Raw genomic sequence first — 16214 nt, 5'->3', positions numbered from 1 at the left:
CCCCGCTGGTCTCCGGCCCGGCGGCGCGTTCGCCTGCGCGTACCCTCCGACAGGAGATCCGTCATGCTGTCCGCAAGACCTCTCGCCCGCCTCACCGCGACCGCGGTGAGCACCGCGCTGCTCGCGACGATTGCCCTGACCGGGCCGGTGTCCGCCAGCGCGCTGCCCACGGTGCCGTCGGTCCCCGTCGACCTCTCCGACGTCCGGGGCTATCCCCGGCAGAGCACCCTCCCGGTCTGGCCGGACAACCCGGCCGACGCTTCCATTCCGATCGGTGTGATTCCGTACGACGAGATCGCACCGAAGCTGAACGCGCTCCAGCGGGCCAGCGACCGGGTCTCCGCCCGGGTCGCGGGGAAGTCCGCTGGCGGTTACGACCTGTACGCGGTCACCGTGACCGCGCCGGAGAGTCGCGCCGAGGCGCGGCAGCAGGAGACCTGGAAACGGCTCATCGAGGACGAACCCTCCCGGGCGCAGCGGGACCGCAGGCTGCTCGCCGGCTACAAGACCCCGCTCTTCGTCAACGCCAACATCCACGGCAACGAGTGGGAGGGCACCGACGCGGCGCTGCGGGTCATCGAGGAGTTCGCCACCGACCGCAGCCCGGAGGTCGCCGACCTGCTGCGGCGCAACCGGCTGGTCTTCAACATCACGTCGAACCCGGACGGTCGGGTTGCCGGCACCCGGGCCAACTCGGCCGGCTACGACCTCAACCGCGACCTGACCATCGTCGCGCAGCCCGAGACCAACCTCATCCGTGACCTGATCATCGACACCAAGCCGATCATCACGCTGGACCTGCACGGGTACGTCAACCCGACCCTGCTGCACCCCAGCACCCCGCCGCACAACGTCAACAACGAGTACGACCTGTACATCAAGCACGGCCTGCCCAACGCGTTGGCGATCGAGGAGGACCTGCGCGGTCTCGGGTACGCCGAGACCCAGCGGGCCCGGATCCCCTTCCGCGACGACGAACCGGGCGTCTGGGACGACTTCCCACCGATCTACGTGCCGTCCTTCGCCATGTTGCAGAGCAGCATCCCGTACACGATCGAAGCCCCGCTGAACCCGCGCGGCAGCACGCTCACCCCCGCCGAACGGGTCCGTCGCTCCGGTATCAACACCGACGTGCACGAGGTGGCCATCCGCACCTCGCTGCGCTACATCCAGGACCACCGGGCCGAGGTGCTGCACGACCAGGCCGAGGTCTACCGGCGGGGCCTGGCCGGTGAGCCGCTGCGCGACATCCCCGACGGTTATGTGCCGGGCTGGGGTCCGGAGGACAACTACAACACCACCTTCCCCCGGGCGTACGTCATCCCGAGCGGCGCCGGGCAGCGCTCCGAGCCGGCCGCGGCCCGCCTGGTCGACCTGCTGATCGACAGCGGTGGCCGGGTGTGGCGGGCGAAGACGGACTTCACCGCTGGCGGCAACCGCTACCAGGCCGGCTCGTACGTCGTCGACCTGCACCAACCCAAGCGCGGCCTGGTCAACTCCCTGCTCGAACCGGGTGCCGACATCACCGACCGGGTGAACGACCTGTACGCGGGCCCGGCGGCCTGGAGCCAGGGGCTCACCTGGGGCGCCACTGTGGACACCGTGTGGGACAACCTGCCCCGGGTACGCCTGGAGCGGACCTACGACGGGCGGGCCAAGGGCACTCTGCCCGCTGGTCGGTCCGACCTGCGCCTGGACCTGCGCGACGCGGCGGACCTGCTGGCCGTGAACTCGCTGCTCGCGAAGGGCGTCGAGGTTCACCGGCTCGCGGACGGGTCGGTGGTCGTCCCCGGCACCCCAACCAACCGGAAGCTGGCCGCTGCCGAGGTTCGCGCCCACGCGGTCAGCTTCGAACGCGCGCCGGCCCGTTGGCAGGGAACCCCGCTGGACCGGGTCGTGGTCGGCTATCTCGGTACGGTCGAGGAGCGGGACACCCTCGCCGACCTCGGTTTCGAGGGGCGGGAGCTGACCGCAGCGACGCTGGTCGGCACGCTGACCGACGACGTCGACGTGCTGCTGGTCGCCAACAACGTCAACCTGGCGACCCTGACCGCCGAGAACCGGGCGGCCCTGGACCGGTTCCTGGCCCGGGGCGGCGGCGTGGTCGGCCTGGGCACCGCCGGGGCGTCCCTCAGCAACGCCGCAGGGCTGCTGACCGTGACCGCCACCGCGGCGCCGAGCCTGGCGAGTGGGGTGGCCAACATCGTCAACAACGGGGGACCGGTCACCACCTCCGCCATCCCGCACGCGTTCATCAGCCAACCCGTCTGGTTCACCGACCTGGGCGCGGGCGTCGAGGTCGAGCAGTCGTACGCAGCCGACCCGCTGCTCTCTGGCTGGTGGGCCACCGAGGGCGCCAACGGGCAGGTGGCGGCGGCCAACCAGGCCAGCATCGTGCGGGGCGTCTCCGCTGCCGGAAACGGCGTGGTGCTGTTCGGCACCGACCCGACGTTCCGCCTGCACCCGAAGGGTTTGCAGTCGCAGCTCGGCCGGGCCGTGCTCTGGGCGGCACAGCGGTGACCCCGACCGGGTGAGCCGACGATCGACAGATGTGTGGGGCCCGGGTGCCGTCGGCACCCGGGCCCCACGCCGTCGTCGGCCAGGTGCACCCGCTCATCCGTCAGATCACCCGGGCCGCCGTTCGGCGCAGCCGGTCGGCCGTTCGGCGCAGCACCTTCCGGGCGGGTCGGGTGACCGCCGTCACAGAGTCGTAGCCTCCGGCCGTTACATCGAGAGCCACGACTCCCCGGAGGTGTGTCAGATGGCTGCACCGGAACCGGAGGCGCCGACCGCGGCGCCAACCAGGGCGAAGGACCACAGTCCCTGGAACTGGTTGCTCTTCATTCCCATCGTGGTGCCGCTGATCCCGGTCTTCTTCAATGGCGACTCGCCCCGGGTCTTCGGCTTCCCACGCTTCTACTGGCTGCAACTGGCGTTCATCCTGCTGGGCGTCAGCACCACGACGCTGGTCTATCAGATGACGAAGAAGCGGGGTGACCGCTGATGTGGCGTGACCATCTCACCGAGATCATCGTCTTCTCGTTCCTCTTCCTGCTGGTGAGCGTGATGGGCTTCGTGGCCGCGCGCTGGCGGGCACCGAAGGACATGGCGCACCTGGACGAGTGGGGGTTGGGCGGTCGCAGCTTCGGCGGCTGGATCACCTGGTTCCTCGTCGGCGGTGACCTCTACACGGCGTACACGTTCGTGGCGGTGCCGGCGCTGATGTTCGGTGCCGGAGCGGCCGGGTTCTTCGCAGTTCCGTACACCATCGTCATCTACCCGCTGGTCTTCCTGGTGCTGGTCCGGCTCTGGTCGGTGTCGCACCGGCACGGGTTCGTCACGCCGGCCGACTTCGTCCGCAACCGGTTCGACTCGCCGGTGCTGGCGCTGCTGATCGCGATCACCGGAATCGTCGCCACCATGCCGTACATCGCGTTGCAGCTGGTCGGCATCGAGGCGGTGCTCAAGACGATGGGGGTCACCGGCGACAACGCGCTGGCCCGGCATCTGCCGATCATCATCGCGTTCGCCATCCTGGCCGCGTACACCTACCAGTCGGGGCTGCGCGCGCCGGCGCTGATCGCGTTCGTCAAGGACAGCCTGATCTACATCGTGATCCTGGTGGCGGTCGTCTACCTGCCCTACAAGCTGGGCGGCTGGGGTGACATCTTCGCCGCCGCGGACGCGAAGTTCGACGCCTCGCCCAATCCGAACGACGGCATCCTGCTCAACGGCAACAACCAGCTTCAGTACGTGACGTTGGCGCTCGGTTCGGCGTTGGCGCTCTTCCTCTATCCGCACAGCATCACCGGTGTGCTGGCCAGCCGGAACCGCGACGTGATCAAGCGGAACATGTCGGCGCTGCCGGCGTACAGCCTGCTGCTCGGGCTGATCGCGCTGCTCGGCTACATGGCCATCGCGGCCGGGGTGAAGCCGTTGCCCGGCTCGAAGGAGGGCACGGTCGACAGCAACACCGTCGTGCCGCTGCTGTTCGACCAGCAGTTCCCGGACTGGTTCGCCGGTGTCGCGTACGCGGCGATCGGCATCGGGGCGCTGGTGCCCGCGGCGATCATGTCGATCGCGGCGGCGAACCTGTTCACCCGCAACATCTACAAGGAGTACCTGAAGCGGGACGCCTCCCCGGCCCAGGAGGCCAACGTCTCGAAAATCACCTCGCTGGTGGTGAAGGTCGGTGCGGTGGCCTGCATCGTCTTCCTCGACCCGCAGTTCTCCATCGACCTCCAGCTGATCGGTGGCGTGATCATCCTTCAGACGCTGCCGGCGGTGGCGCTGGGTCTCTACACCCGTTGGTTCCACCGCACCGGCCTGATCGTCGGCTGGGCGGTCGGCATGGGGTTGGGCATGTGGATGCTCTACCAGGTGGCCAGCCCGACCCGGAAGCACTTCGGTGGCTCGGCGTTCCCGCTGTCGGAGTTCGGGTTCGACACGACCAGGACGATCTACGTCGGCATCGTGGCGGTGGCGGTCAACCTGGCCGTCGCGGCACTGGTGACGCTGGCGCTGCGGGCCGCGAAGGTGGACGAGGGAGTCGACGGCACCGAGCCGGACGACTACTTCGCCGACGAGGGCGACCCCCGCGTCACCCCCGGCACCGACCGCGACGCCGACTCCGCCCGGGAGCCGGTCGCCTGAGATCGGGTATGCGCCCGGGTGCCGACGTGGTCGGTGCCCGGGCGCACCTTTTCCGCCGCGATCGGGTGGGGTGGCGTCCGGGCGCTGCGGGTGTTGCTCGGACGCTGTGGAGCTGATGTCGTAAACGAATCAGGGGCGTTTCCCGCCGCTCAGGCGCGTTCGGCTCAGGCGCGTTTCGGCACTCAACGGGGGCGGCTGCGGGAGACCAGGGCCTGGTTGAGGCGGCCCAGCAGGGTTGCCAGGGCGGTGCGGTCCTCGGCGCTCCAGTCGGCCAGCATGTCGCCGTAGAGCCGGGTGCGGGCGTTCTGCACGGCGGCCATTCGCTGGAGCCCGGCCGGGGTGGGAGAGATGACCGTGCCGCGGCCGTCCGTCGGGTCGGGGGCGCGCACGATCAGGCCGTCGCGTTGCAGCGCGGACACCTGCCGGGTGACGGTCGAGCCGTCCAGGTTGAGCCGGGCGGCGAGCGCGGAGACGTTCTGCGAGCCGGCGGTGTCCAGGTGACGCAGGATCACGTACGCCGCCCGGTCGAGCACCCGGTGCTCGGCGGTGCCGGTGGCCCGCCGGGTCGCCTCGCCGAAGCGCATCAGCAGGGCAACCTCGGTCTCGATGCGGCCGAGGGTGATCTCGTCGTCGTCACTCATAGCTGTATGATACAGGATAAGTACCTGTACCATACAGCTATCTGAGGAGTCGGAGTGGATCGGCGTTCCGAACCGAACCGCAGTGCCATCTACGCCACCACGCTGGTGGCCTTCCTCGCCATCGCCGGCATCGCCGTCGTCGACCCGATCCTGCCCGCCATCGGCGAGGCGATCGGCGTCACCGCCTGGCAGGTCGAGCTGCTGTTCACCGCGTACATCGCGGTCATGGCCCTGGGCATGATCCCGGCGACCCTGGCCAGCGGCCGCTTCGGCTTCAAGCCGGTGCTCATCACCGGCGTCTCCGTGGTCGGCCTCGCCGCGATCCTCGCCTCGTTCAGCGACAACATCGTGCAGCTCTCCGTGCTGCGCGGCGTCTGGGGTCTGGGCAACGCGATGTTCTTCGCCACCGCCATGGTGGTGCTGGTCAACCTGGCCGTCGACCGGGAATGGGTGGTCGGCCTCTTCGAGACCGCCCTGGGCATGGGCTTCGCCGTCGGCCCGCTGATCGGCGGCCTGCTCGGTGAGATCAGCTGGCGGCTGCCGTTCTTCGTCTGCGGCGTCTTCATGGTCCTCGCCCTCGGCGTGGCCTCCCGCAAGCTGCGCGAGCCCACCAACCGCCAGGCACCGGTACGCGTCGGCCAGATCTTCGCCACCTACCGCCGGCCGGCGTTCATCGCCCTCTGCGTGGTGACCGGCGCGTACAACTTCGTGTTCTTCGTGGTGCTCGGCTACACGCCGCTCTTCCTCGGCCTGGACGTCATCCCGCTGGGGCTCGCCTTCACCGGCTGGGGGCTCGGCCTGGCCGCCGGCATCATGGTGATCGGCCACCGGCTGGCCCACCGGATCGGCGCCGTGCAGACCGTCGGCGTCGCCATCGCCGGGCTGCTGGTCTGCATGGTCCTCTTCGCCACCTCCAGCAGCACCGCCGAAGCGCTCGTGGTGCTGGTGCTCGCCGGACTCTGCATGGGCCTGGCCAACGCCAACCTCACCGACCTGGCGCTCGGCCTCGGCTCCAGCGACCGGCGCGTCGCCACCGGCGCCTTCAACCTGGTCCGTTGGGGTGCCGCCGCGCCAGCGCCGATCATCTCCGGCAAGCTCGCCGAGCACTCACTGTCGCTGCCGTTCTGGGTCGGCTTCGGGGTGCTCGCCGTCGGTGTGCTGGTCTACCTGGCCTTCGCGCACCTGATGGCCGCCGGCTACGGCGAGCGTGTGCTCTGGTCCCGCTGGAACCGAGCCGCCGCCGACACGGAGAAGGCCGCCGAGGAGCCGGTAGGCTGACCTGCTTCAAGGCCCGCACTTTCGGGGAAACTGCTGTCTCGACGCGCGCTGAGGCAGCAGTTTCCCCGAAGTTGCGCGGCTCCTGACGTCAGCTCAACGCGCGCCAGAGCAGGTAGAGGCCGATCGTCGTACCGAACACCACGATCAGCGTCTTCAGCAGCACCGGCGGCAGCCGGCGGACCAGTCGGGCACCCGCGTACCCCCCGATCAACGTGGCCGGCGCGACCACCGCGACGGCCGCCCAGTTCACCGGGCCGAACAGGGCGAACACCACCAGCGTCGTGAACCCCACCACCGCGGACAGCAGATTCTTGATAGCGCTCACCCGCGCCAGGGTCGCGTCCAACACCAGGGCCAGGCCGGCGACCAGCATCACCCCGAGCGCCGCACCGAAGTACCCGCCGTACACCGCACCGAGCCCGACCATCGTCTGCACCGCGACCGTCCGCTGGCGGGGCGACATGTCCCGGGGGTGACCGACCAGCCGGCGCAGCGGGTCCTGGAAGGCCAGGACCGCTGTCGCGCCGAGGACCAGAAACGGTACGACCAGCTCGAACGCGCGGGCCGGAGTGGCCAGCAGCAACAGCGCCCCGAGGATCGTGCCGACGATCGTGGTGGGCACCAGCGTGGCCAACGCGCGGGGACGCGGCAGGTCCTGCCGGCTACCCGCCACGCTGGCCAGGTAGCCGGGGAACACCGCCACCGAGTTGCTGACGTTCGCCGGCACCGGGGGCAACCCGACCGCGATCATCGCCGGGAAGGTGATCAGGGAGCCACCACCGGCCACCGCGTTGACCGTGCCAGCGGCGAGACCGGCGGCGAGCAGCAGCGCGGCGTGGGAGAGATCCATAGCCCCACGAGGCTAGCCCCCACCTCGTAGGCCGGATCCGCCGGACCACCGCCCTTGAGCTGCGCGATCTTGCCCAGGTGGGGCGGCAATACCGGGAGCTGGCACGTCGTTAGGATGAGGGCGCGACGGACGAGTCGACCGGGCGGTCGCGTCGGCGGGCTCAGGCCCGCCGCCGAGGAACGTCCGGACTCCACAGGGCAGGGTGGTTGTTAACGGCAACCCGGGGCGACCCGCGGGACAGTGCCACAGAAAACAGACCGCCGACCCCAACGGGGACGGTAAGGGTGAAACGGTGGGGTAAGAGCCCACCAGCACCCCGGGTGACCGGGGTGGCTAGGTAAACCCCACCCGGAGCAAGGCCAAGCAAGGGCCGTCACCGCAAGATGACGACCCGGCGCAGACGCTTGAGGGCTGCCCGCCCGATGTCTGCGGGTAGGCCGCTGGAGCCTGCCGGCAACGGCAGGCCGAGATGGATGGCCGCCGCCGGCGCAAACCCTTCGGGGTACGCGCCGGGCACAGAATCCGGCGTACAGGTCGACTCGTCCGTCGCCCACCAGCTCAGCCGCCTTCATGTGGCGGCTAACCTGCTGCTTCTTTGGGTGCCGCGGTCGACCACGGTCAACTTTGGTCGGCGCTTGACGGCCCAGCGACGGCCCGGACGGCCCATGGACGGCCCCGTCGACTCCTCGCTTCTAAGTGCTGGGCGCTCCGTCTGGCTTCGTCTGCGCACGTCTTTGACGTCGAGCGTGTCCTCGCCTCTCGATCGTTGCTGTCGCTGCCGCCTGGCGGCTTGGCCTCGCTTGGTTGGGTCAGGACCGACCCGCAGAGCCCCGCTCCCTCCCCAGCGATGTCACACCCATCTGCCAGCATTGATGCGGCCTTACCACTTGGAGGGGACCACATGGCTTCCACGAAGCGTCGACGCCAGCGCGAGCGGAGAGATCTCGGGCACACAAGCAAGCTAGTGGGCCGGGTTAGGGCACCGCGCCGCCGACGCGGCGATCCGGCCGTGCGAGCGGTGCGGCGCAGGTTGCCGTACGGACAAGCCGTTCTACGGGTGGGTGTGCACCTACGAGCTTGACCGATATCTTATGACTCACCCAGTTCTGACCGGAGGTGCAGCAATTGAGGTTTATGAAAGCGCCAAGCGACGTGGGGAATCCCCTCCGCCAGGCCCTCGCGGCCTGGGTGTGAACGTGCGCAAGCCCTAGTCATACAAGCGACACGTCATATCGCGGACAGTGTCCGGCCGGATACCCTACACATTCGTCCCAACGTTCCCTGACGCGAGGATCTCGATGAGTAGGCACGCCTTCGCCGCCTATGGCCTGCACGTATCGCCACGCTACCGCCCGAATGAGCGACTTTCGCTCGACGACATCGGCGGCACAAAGGCCAGCCTCTTGTCGCTCGTTCACGGCCTTCTACAGGACCTGAAGAATGAGCCTCTGCGGGAAGAAAAGGCCGAAGACTACCTTTATATTGATGAAGTCGACCCCTTGGGTGCCCGGATACACTTCAACGCTGAATACGGGAAGTTCGGTCTTGAGGGTGGAATCCGGCACACTCGCAGTCATGAAACTACTCATACGTACGGGACCGACGAATCCGCCACAGTTCCAATTCGGAATATGATTCTTTGTCTATCGCGGTCGAAGACCGCAGTGTTCTTGACCGAGCGCTACGGCAACCGTGGAGTAGGTAGCATCTTCCTTCGGCAACTACAGGCCGCGTTCAGGGCAAAATTCTCCGACCTCATCCTTCACTCAGAAAGTTTTATCGACAATGAGCAGTGGCGCATCTTCCGCGAAAGGGCCAAACTTACTAGCGTGAAGGTCGTCCGTTATAACATTTCACATGACCCTGCCGATGGGGTTAATCGTGAAGTTATTGGTAAGATTGTCTACGAGGCAAAGCCTCGATGGGGGATTGTGGGTCTCGGAAATAAGGTTAAGGATGGCTTGCTAGGCGGTGAGCTTAACGCGCATCAGCTTCTTGGCCTGGCTGACGTGCACGATGGCGACGAGACGCGCCTAACGCTCAGTGACGGCGACCAGGAACGCCAGGTAATCCTAGGTCGGGAGGACTTGCCGGCGCTCGTGTACGCAGTTGATCACGATGGAAAGGAACGCGCGAAGGATTCTGTCGTCTACAACGAGATGCATAGCATTATCCCGGTCCTAGCGAAGCAGCTTGCACTTGAGCTCCCGGGGGATTGGGACTCCGCCGAATGGCAGAAGGCCCAGCTTACAGTGAAGATGGGAGCCGTCCGTGAGTGCTAAGTGGTCGGTGGCACCAATCATCAAGAAACAGCTGAGTACGCTCGTCGACCAGAATGATCCAAAGCAGCGACCAAGATTAGGCGACTATCTCGGCCTTTTTGGAATTCCGCTGATTCTTGCCATTGCCGCATTTTTTGCAGAATTCCGCCTCCGTGGCATAGAGGGGCTATTGGGAGGTGTCGCGATTTTCACGGCACTCCTATTCGGACTGCTGGTTCACGTCTTTACGCTCGGGCTCCGGATCACTGATGATCCCCGGATTTCGAAGAGCGGAAAGACAGCGCAATTAGTGGATCAGCTCCAAGGTAACGTCGCTTACGCTGTGCTGGTGGGACTCTTTACCACCACGGTACTTATCGTGGGAGTAAGCACGACTCTCAAGGATCATGCCCTGGGTGTACCAATCAGCGCGATCACCGTATTTAGCATCTGCCACCTTCTCATGATCATGCTAATGGCTCTTAAGCGCACTCAAGCTGCATACGAGCAATTTCGCCTTTAACGGATTTAGATGCTGCGCTCTGTCCTCACCTTGTCAATCTGGTCTTGACGCTGAGCGGCCAGGTGCGCACCTGGCAGGCCCAGCAACGAGGTCGGGGTGGGGATGCGGCGCGAGCATCACGGGCAGGCCCCCGCCCCGCAGCCGGCTGCCGGCCCACGAGCCTTAACCACTATCGGCGCTACCATCTGCGGCGGCCCCGGGCCTCCCGCTCTCCGCGCCAGCCGACGGGCGTTCTGCGTGGCCGACGTGGAGCGGTAGCGGAGCGTCGGACGCGCGCCCAGGCGGCGGCGCGTGCGGCCCGTTCAGGGCCGCCTTGAAGACGTACAGAAACTTTGAACCACTCCGCCGGCAGCCGGCTGTCCTGCGCCGGTTGATGGTTGACACGGCGGCCTCGGTTGATGTTTGACACCTGGTCGGCCTGCCTCGTTGCGTCTGTAACTCAGGCGGGAGGAGACCGGGTGGGACTCGCGGAGTTGAGCGTCATGGAACAGCGATTTCACGCCGTCATGGAATGCCTCGGCGGCACGCCGAAGACGGAGGTCGCCGCCCGGTATGGGGTGTCGCGGCAGACGATCCACAACTGGCTGGGACGGTATGCCGCCGAGGGCATCAAGGGTTTGGAGGATCGATCCCATCGGCCCCATGTCTGCCCGCATCGGGTTGACGCCTCGACGGAGGCATTGGTGTGTGAGCTGCGCCGTGATCATCCTCGGTGGGGTCCGCGTCGACTGCGGTTCGAGGCAGGCCGTCGCGGTGTCACCCCACCGCCGGCTCGGGCCACGGTCTATCGGATCCTGCGTCGTAACAACCTCGTCCCGGCCGTGCTGCGTAAACGCCGGCGGGAGGACTACCAGCGGTGGGAACGGCCGGAGCCGATGGAGCTGTGGCAGATGGACATCGTCGGCGGGGTGCTGCTCGCTGACGGCACCGAGGCGAAGGTGGTCACCGGCCTGGACGACCACTCCCGCTACTGCGTGATCGCCACCGTGGTTCGCCGGGCCACCGGCCGGGCCGTCTGCGCCGCGTTCGCCGCCGCCCTGACCCGCTTCGGGATGCCGGGTGAGGTGCTGACCGACAACGGCAAGCAGTTCACCGGCCGGTTCACCACGCCCCGCCCTGGGGAGGTGCTGTTCGAGCGGATCTGCCGGGAGAACGGCATTGTGGCTCGCAACACCAAACCCCGCTCCCCGACGACGACCGGAAAGGTAGAACGGTTCCACCAGAGCCTGCAGGGCGAATGCCTGGACGGACCGTTGTTCTCCACCATCGAGCAGGCCCAAGCCGCGGTGGACGGGTTCGTCGCCGAATACAACTATGACCGGCCGCACCAGGGTATCGACGACGCCTTCCCCGCCGACCGGTTCCACCGCCCGACCCCCGGTCGGAACCAGGTCGAGGTGCACGCGCCGAAGCTTCGCCTGCCGTCCGGGCTACTGCCCACCGCGCCACCGGCCCCGAGGACGCCACCGGCCGTCGAGGCCGATACCGGATCGGTGACCGTGTCCACCGGCCGTCCGGAGCCGGTGCAGCTCGTTCGGGTCGTGCCACCGTCGGGGAACCTGACCGTCGCCCAGCAACAGGTGTGGCTCGGCCCCGCCCTCGCCGGCACTCCGGTCACGATCTGGCTCGACACCGACCGGCTGCACGTGTTGACCGCCGACGGCGCCCGCATCAAGTCCACCCCATCCAGGCTGTCCCAACGCGACCTGGCCCGGCTCCTGGCCGACGGCGGCACCCCCGCCGGCCCGCCTCCACTACCGCAGCCCGAACCGCAGACCGCCGCCGTCGAGGTCGATCGGGTCGTCAACCCCTGCGGCGGGATCAGCATCGCCGGCCGGCAGATCAGCGTCGGCATGCCCCTTGCCGGCCAGCGCGTCCGGATCCGCCTCGACGGCATCCTCCTGCACGTCATCGACGACGCCGGGCAGCTGCGCCGCACCCTGCGCTGCCCACTCCCGCCCACCGCTTGCGGTCGCATCCGCGACGCCCGACCCGCCTCCCCGATCCCGCCACCCGCCACCACGCCTGCGGTCGAGCGGGTCGTATCGGTCACCGGAAGCATCCAAGTCGCCGGGCAACGCATCCAGGTCGGCGTTGTGCACGGCCGCAAGCTCGTCACCGTCGTCCTAGACGAACACACCGTGACCGTCTACGACGCCGACACCCCGATCAAGGCCGTGCCCCGGCGCAGCACCACCGACCTGAACCGCACCAAGGCCAAACACCAGATCACCACGGACGCTCAGCCGTGAGGCCATCGAGCGGTACTGCCGTTTTCCATCGGAACTGGTGGTCGGGCTCGTCGCGGTACTCCAGTACGCCAGCCTTCACCAACGCATGCAGCATGTCGCAAAGCGCCTGACCGAGCCGATTGTTCGACCAGAACACCCACTTGACCTGCAAAAACGTGCGATCCGTAAACAAGCCCACCGTTCGGCCCAACTCGTACTGAGCGCCGTCCACGTCCGTCCACTCAGCGAGAGCATCCGCTAGGCCCATGGCCACAGATCCTCGCATGCGGACAGGGCTGCGCCTGCAACCTCTACGATCGCTTCGAATCAGAACACGACCAGTATTCGATCATGGCCTGGTGTCAAGCGTCCTCCGACGCCGTTCCGTCAACCATCATGCGGGACCAAGCAATTCTGGTGATGGTCTTGTCCCGTCACGGCTGATGCTTGACACTCGCGTCCCACCTGATGCTTGACATGATCACCGTTTGGCTTCTTGATCGCGTGTTGTTGCGGTAGCACTCGATCTGGGAGCCGGGATTGGCATTGGTAGAGATGTCGATCGTGGAGCAGCGGTATCAGGCCGTGATGGCGGTCCTGGCTGGTGATCCGGTCGTGGACGTGGCCGAGAAGGTCGGGGTGTCGCGGCAGAGCGTGCATGGGTGGCTGCGCCGTTATGCCGACGGGGCCTGGTCGGCTTGCAGGACCGGTCTCACCGCCCGGACGGGTGCGCTCATCAAGCGTCGCCGGAGGTGGAGGCGTTGGTGTGTGAGCTGCGCCGACACCACCCGAAATGGGGCTCGCGGCGGATCGCGTTCGAGCTGGGCCGTCATGGCTGTCCCGAGCCGGTGCCGTCGCGGATGACGGTCTATCGGATCTTGATTCGTCACGGTCTGATGACCCCGTCCAAGCACCGTCGGGGCCGCAACGACTACGTGCGCTGGGAACGTGATCGACCAATGGAGCTGTGGCAGATGGACATCGTCGGCGGGATCTTCCTGCCCGACGGTTCGGAGGCCAAGGTCGTCACCGGCATTGATGACCACTCCCGGTATTGCGTGATCGCCTCGGTGGTACGCCGGGCCACCGGCCGTGCGGTCTGCCTTGCGTTCGCCGAGGCGTTGCAGCGGTTCGGGGTGCCCGAGGAAGTGCTGACCGACAACGGCAAGCAATTCACCGCCCGGTTCGGCAACGGCGGTGAGATGATGTTCGACCGGATCTGCCGGGAGAACGGCATCGCGCACCGGCTCACCCAGCCCGCGACACCAACCACCACGGGCAAGGTGGAACGTTTCCACCAGAGCCTGCGACGCGAACTGCTCGATGACGTGCCGGTCTGGCCAGACATCGACACCGCTCAGGCGGCGATCGAGGTGTTCCGGCACGAATACAAGACGGACTGGCCGCATCAGTCGCTCGACATGGCGTTTCCCGCCAGCCGCTTCCGACCAGCCGAACCCGGCGTCGTGCCGGTCAAGTTGCCCGCCTCGGTGACGACACCGGTCGAACCACCGGCCTGGCCGAAGCCGGCCATCGCCCCGCAACCGGTGGAGCACTGGTCGCCGTCAGCGGTGGAGTTCGACCGGGTCGTTCCACCGTCAGGCAATCTGCAGGTGGCCGGGAAACAGTTCTGGCTCGGCCCGGTCCGCTCCGGAGTCACGGTGACGTTCTGGGCCGACACCGACGTCATCCACCTGCTGATCGCCGGCGCCCGGATCAAGTCAGTGCGTTCGCACCTATCGGTCGCCGACCTCGCTGCCCTGCTGCGTCAGGACGGCCGCCCGGCCGGTCCGCCACCGCTGCCGCCGGCCGAGCAGGGTGAAGCGGTCGAGGTCGACCGGACCGTGAATCGGACCGGCAGCGTGTCGCTGGGTCAGCACCTGATCCTGGCCGCGGAAATCCTCGGCGGCCGCCGGGTCGGGATCCGCATCGACACAGCGACCCTGAGCTTCTTCGACCTCGACACCCGTCAGCTGCTGCGGACCCGACCAAACCCGCTGACCCCGGCTGACATCAGCCGGTTGCGGAGTGTCCGCCCAGCCGGCCCGCCACCACAACCAGCAACCGGACCCGTGCACGTTCAGCGCCGGGCGTCGAACTCCGGCGTAGTCATGGTCGTCGGGCAGAGAGTCGCGCTCGGCCGGACCCACGCCAGCAAGACCGTCACGATCGAGGTCACCGACACCGACCTGACCATCCACACCGACTCAGGACCCCGCACCGTCAAACGCACCAACGACCAACCCGTCCGTAGCATCAAGCCCACCGACCCCGCAAGGTCAGCAACAAAACCTAGACCAACCGTCAAGCAACACCTGGGACGGATGTGTCAAGCATCAGGTGGGACTAGACAAGTGGTTGGAAGTCTTGAAAAGTGCTGAACTATATCGTGATTCAGTAAATGCCTGGGACTCACGGATTCACGCCGCTGTCGTGCTCCTGAGGCTCGCATGTCTCGTGAGGATCATGGCGACATCAGCTGCTACGCGTCAGTCGAGTAGGGCAAGTGTGCTGGCTCGCCGGAGGCGCCGAGTGCAACGTGGTCAGCTGAGCTGGGCTTAGACAGCGTTACTGAGCCACCGCAAGAAGCGACTTTAGATCCAGTTGCCCTAGGAGGAAGGCGACTACGGCTAACGCGATAGCTATTGCTTGCCATCTGCTTTGTAGCCACACAAGGCTCAGATCGGCGTAGCGTGCAGCAGTTCGAACGGTTCGTGCTGCACTTCCCGACGTGGGAGCAGTGACGAGGGCCCTCGGCGTACCGTCAGCTTCAAAAACGTTAAGCCGCCTAATTAGCTGTTTACGCGATGCGCTATCCCCGGTGATCATGAGGCCCTCGGTCGCCTTAAGCGTCAAGATCATGCTTGAGGGAACGGAGCTCTCAAGTGATTTAGCTGAATTGCAGTAGATTCGGATGTGGTCTGCCACAGCTCGGTAAATCGCTGCAACGGGGTGGTTGGTGTTAACGCCAAATTGGGAATCTTCTTGCCTTGCCATCCGCTCCAGGATCCGTGCGATCTGAAGCAGTTCGCCTCTCGCCCAGCTGATCGGATCCGACTTCCTGCGCGACAAAGATCGGCGAACCTCTGGTGCCTTGGCACTCTGTGCGACGACTTGATTTATTTTGGATGTCGCGACAAGGCTGGATGGGTACCGGAGGATTAGGTTGCGCAGAGGCCCAGTAAGGAAGACGACAACTCCGAGTCCGGCTATGAATGGCAGGGTTAGGGCGGGATCCCTCTTTGGGAGAATGCAAGCGATAAAGTAGACCCAAACATGAATCATGGCGACGACAACCATGGACGTTAATCCAATTAGGTTGAAGATTTTGATCCATGCGCCTCTGACGGAAATTGGGTCCTTATCGTATATGGCTGGCGGAAAGACGAGCAGGCTTCGACCTTTGAATTTGGTAATGGGGGATATGCTGTAGTGAAAGGCGGTGGCTGCGCTTAATAAACTGATGCCGGCGAGTACAATGATGAATGTGTAGCGAGCGCCAATCTGAGCGCCCTTGGGGTAAATGCCAGTCATTACGGGTATGAATATTGAGATATCATAGTAGTATAGGACTGCAATTCCCAAAGTGGCAGTCAGGTGATCGGAGGTCCTCCTCTCGATGATCCCGGATGCGATGCGCGTCTCGAAGAAGAGAAGGTATAGAATCTGACCTGCAAGTAACGCTAAAGTCAGCAGCCATAATCCGATGGGCAGCAAAAGGGCGAGCACAATTCGGGACCATTCCACCGTCGTGGTATACACTGCCGACAGGATCTT

At 66.1% G+C, this 16214-nt stretch carries 12 protein-coding genes, 1 other RNA gene and 1 pseudogene; 10 read left to right on the top strand and 4 right to left on the bottom strand.

Going from position 1 to position 16214, the window contains the following annotated elements; genetic code table 11:
- The first annotated feature begins 63 nt into the window (after positions 1–63).
- From FBZ33_RS23090 to mctP, 3 genes are all read left to right on the top strand, one after another.
- Positions 64–2520: a M14 family zinc carboxypeptidase gene (locus tag FBZ33_RS23090; protein ID WP_141910642.1), complete on the top strand. Its 2457-nt coding sequence runs from the start codon at positions 64–66 to the stop codon at positions 2518–2520.
- A 241-nt stretch (positions 2521–2761) separates the two neighbouring features.
- A complete protein-coding gene (locus FBZ33_RS23085) occupies positions 2762–3004 on the top strand; it encodes a DUF3311 domain-containing protein (RefSeq protein ID WP_099856267.1) in 243 nt (80 codons plus the stop codon).
- Positions 3004–4653 carry a monocarboxylate uptake permease MctP gene (gene mctP, locus FBZ33_RS23080; protein ID WP_088949529.1) on the top strand — a complete coding sequence of 550 codons (1650 nt, stop codon included), beginning with the start codon at positions 3004–3006 and terminating at the stop codon, positions 4651–4653. The genes FBZ33_RS23085 and mctP overlap by 1 nt, the downstream gene beginning before the upstream one ends.
- 182 nt (positions 4654–4835) lie before the next feature.
- Here the strand turns inward: mctP and FBZ33_RS23075 are convergent, their stop codons facing one another.
- Positions 4836–5294, bottom strand: a complete 459-nt coding sequence (locus FBZ33_RS23075) for a MarR family winged helix-turn-helix transcriptional regulator (protein ID WP_141910641.1) — start codon at positions 5292–5294, stop codon at positions 4836–4838.
- Between the two features lie 54 nt (positions 5295–5348).
- Here FBZ33_RS23075 and FBZ33_RS23070 point away from each other — a divergent pair, with 54 nt between their 5' ends.
- Positions 5349–6572, top strand: coding sequence for an MFS transporter (locus FBZ33_RS23070; RefSeq protein WP_099856262.1), 1224 nt, complete (start codon positions 5349–5351; stop codon positions 6570–6572).
- An 88-nt stretch (positions 6573–6660) separates the two neighbouring features.
- Here the strand turns inward: FBZ33_RS23070 and FBZ33_RS23065 are convergent, their stop codons facing one another.
- Positions 6661–7422, bottom strand: coding sequence for a sulfite exporter TauE/SafE family protein (locus FBZ33_RS23065; RefSeq protein WP_099856260.1), 762 nt, complete (start codon positions 7420–7422; stop codon positions 6661–6663).
- Between the two features lie 130 nt (positions 7423–7552).
- Between FBZ33_RS23065 and rnpB the strand changes: the two genes are divergently transcribed.
- The 4 genes from rnpB (at position 7553) to FBZ33_RS23045 (ending at position 12458) form a co-directional block, all read left to right on the top strand.
- Positions 7553–7968, top strand: an RNA gene (rnpB, locus tag FBZ33_RS23060) — RNase P RNA component class A.
- A 752-nt stretch (positions 7969–8720) separates the two neighbouring features.
- Positions 8721–9704, top strand: coding sequence for a hypothetical protein (locus tag FBZ33_RS23055; protein WP_141910640.1), 984 nt, complete (start codon positions 8721–8723; stop codon positions 9702–9704).
- Complete coding sequence (locus tag FBZ33_RS23050; RefSeq protein WP_141910639.1) at positions 9694–10206, top strand: hypothetical protein; 513 nt, start codon at positions 9694–9696, stop codon at positions 10204–10206. The genes FBZ33_RS23055 and FBZ33_RS23050 overlap by 11 nt, the downstream gene beginning before the upstream one ends.
- Positions 10207–10679: 473 nt before the next feature.
- On the top strand, positions 10680–12458 hold the full coding sequence (locus FBZ33_RS23045; protein ID WP_370453099.1) for an IS481 family transposase: 1779 nt from the start codon (positions 10680–10682) through the stop codon (positions 12456–12458).
- On the opposite strand, the gene FBZ33_RS23040 is transcribed toward FBZ33_RS23045, so the two are convergent.
- Complete coding sequence (locus FBZ33_RS23040; RefSeq protein WP_141910637.1) at positions 12436–12705, bottom strand: hypothetical protein; 270 nt, start codon at positions 12703–12705, stop codon at positions 12436–12438. The genes FBZ33_RS23045 and FBZ33_RS23040 overlap by 23 nt on opposite strands.
- A 287-nt stretch (positions 12706–12992) precedes the next feature.
- Between FBZ33_RS23040 and FBZ33_RS33795 the strand changes: the two are divergent.
- Positions 12993–13070 (top strand): annotated as a pseudogene (locus FBZ33_RS33795) (hypothetical protein); the annotation flags it as partial.
- A 29-nt stretch (positions 13071–13099) separates the two neighbouring features.
- Positions 13100–14818 (top strand): IS481 family transposase, encoded by a 1719-nt coding sequence (locus tag FBZ33_RS23035; protein WP_255509023.1) that lies wholly within the window; start codon positions 13100–13102, stop codon positions 14816–14818.
- 187 nt (positions 14819–15005) lie between these two features.
- Here FBZ33_RS23035 and FBZ33_RS23030 read toward each other — a convergent pair whose 3' ends face one another.
- The gene (locus FBZ33_RS23030; protein WP_141910636.1) at positions 15006–16199 is read right to left on the bottom strand and encodes a hypothetical protein; all 1194 of its coding nucleotides are present in this window, start codon (positions 16197–16199) and stop codon (positions 15006–15008) included.
- Positions 16200–16214: the final 15 nt, after the last annotated feature.

The sequence above is a fragment of the Micromonospora sp. A202 genome, from assembly GCF_006715105.1.
GTDB classification, from domain to species: domain Bacteria; phylum Actinomycetota; class Actinomycetes; order Mycobacteriales; family Micromonosporaceae; genus Micromonospora; species Micromonospora zamorensis.
This window is presented reverse-complemented; position numbering and strand designations above follow the sequence as displayed.

Excerpts from the sequence above, each read along its gene's own strand:
- FBZ33_RS23090 (WP_141910642.1), top strand. The coding sequence starts at position 64 with ATGCTGTCCGCAAGACCTCTCGCCCGCCTCACCGCGACCGCGGTGAGC.
- FBZ33_RS23085 (WP_099856267.1), top strand. The coding sequence starts at position 2,762 with ATGGCTGCACCGGAACCGGAGGCGCCGACCGCGGCGCCAACCAGGGCG.
- mctP (WP_088949529.1), top strand. The coding sequence starts at position 3,004 with ATGTGGCGTGACCATCTCACCGAGATCATCGTCTTCTCGTTCCTCTTC.
- FBZ33_RS23075 (WP_141910641.1), bottom strand. The coding sequence starts at position 5,294 with ATGAGTGACGACGACGAGATCACCCTCGGCCGCATCGAGACCGAGGTT.
- FBZ33_RS23065 (WP_099856260.1), bottom strand. The coding sequence starts at position 7,422 with ATGGATCTCTCCCACGCCGCGCTGCTGCTCGCCGCCGGTCTCGCCGCT.
- FBZ33_RS23055 (WP_141910640.1), top strand. The coding sequence starts at position 8,721 with ATGAGTAGGCACGCCTTCGCCGCCTATGGCCTGCACGTATCGCCACGC.
- FBZ33_RS23040 (WP_141910637.1), bottom strand. The coding sequence starts at position 12,705 with ATGGGCCTAGCGGATGCTCTCGCTGAGTGGACGGACGTGGACGGCGCT.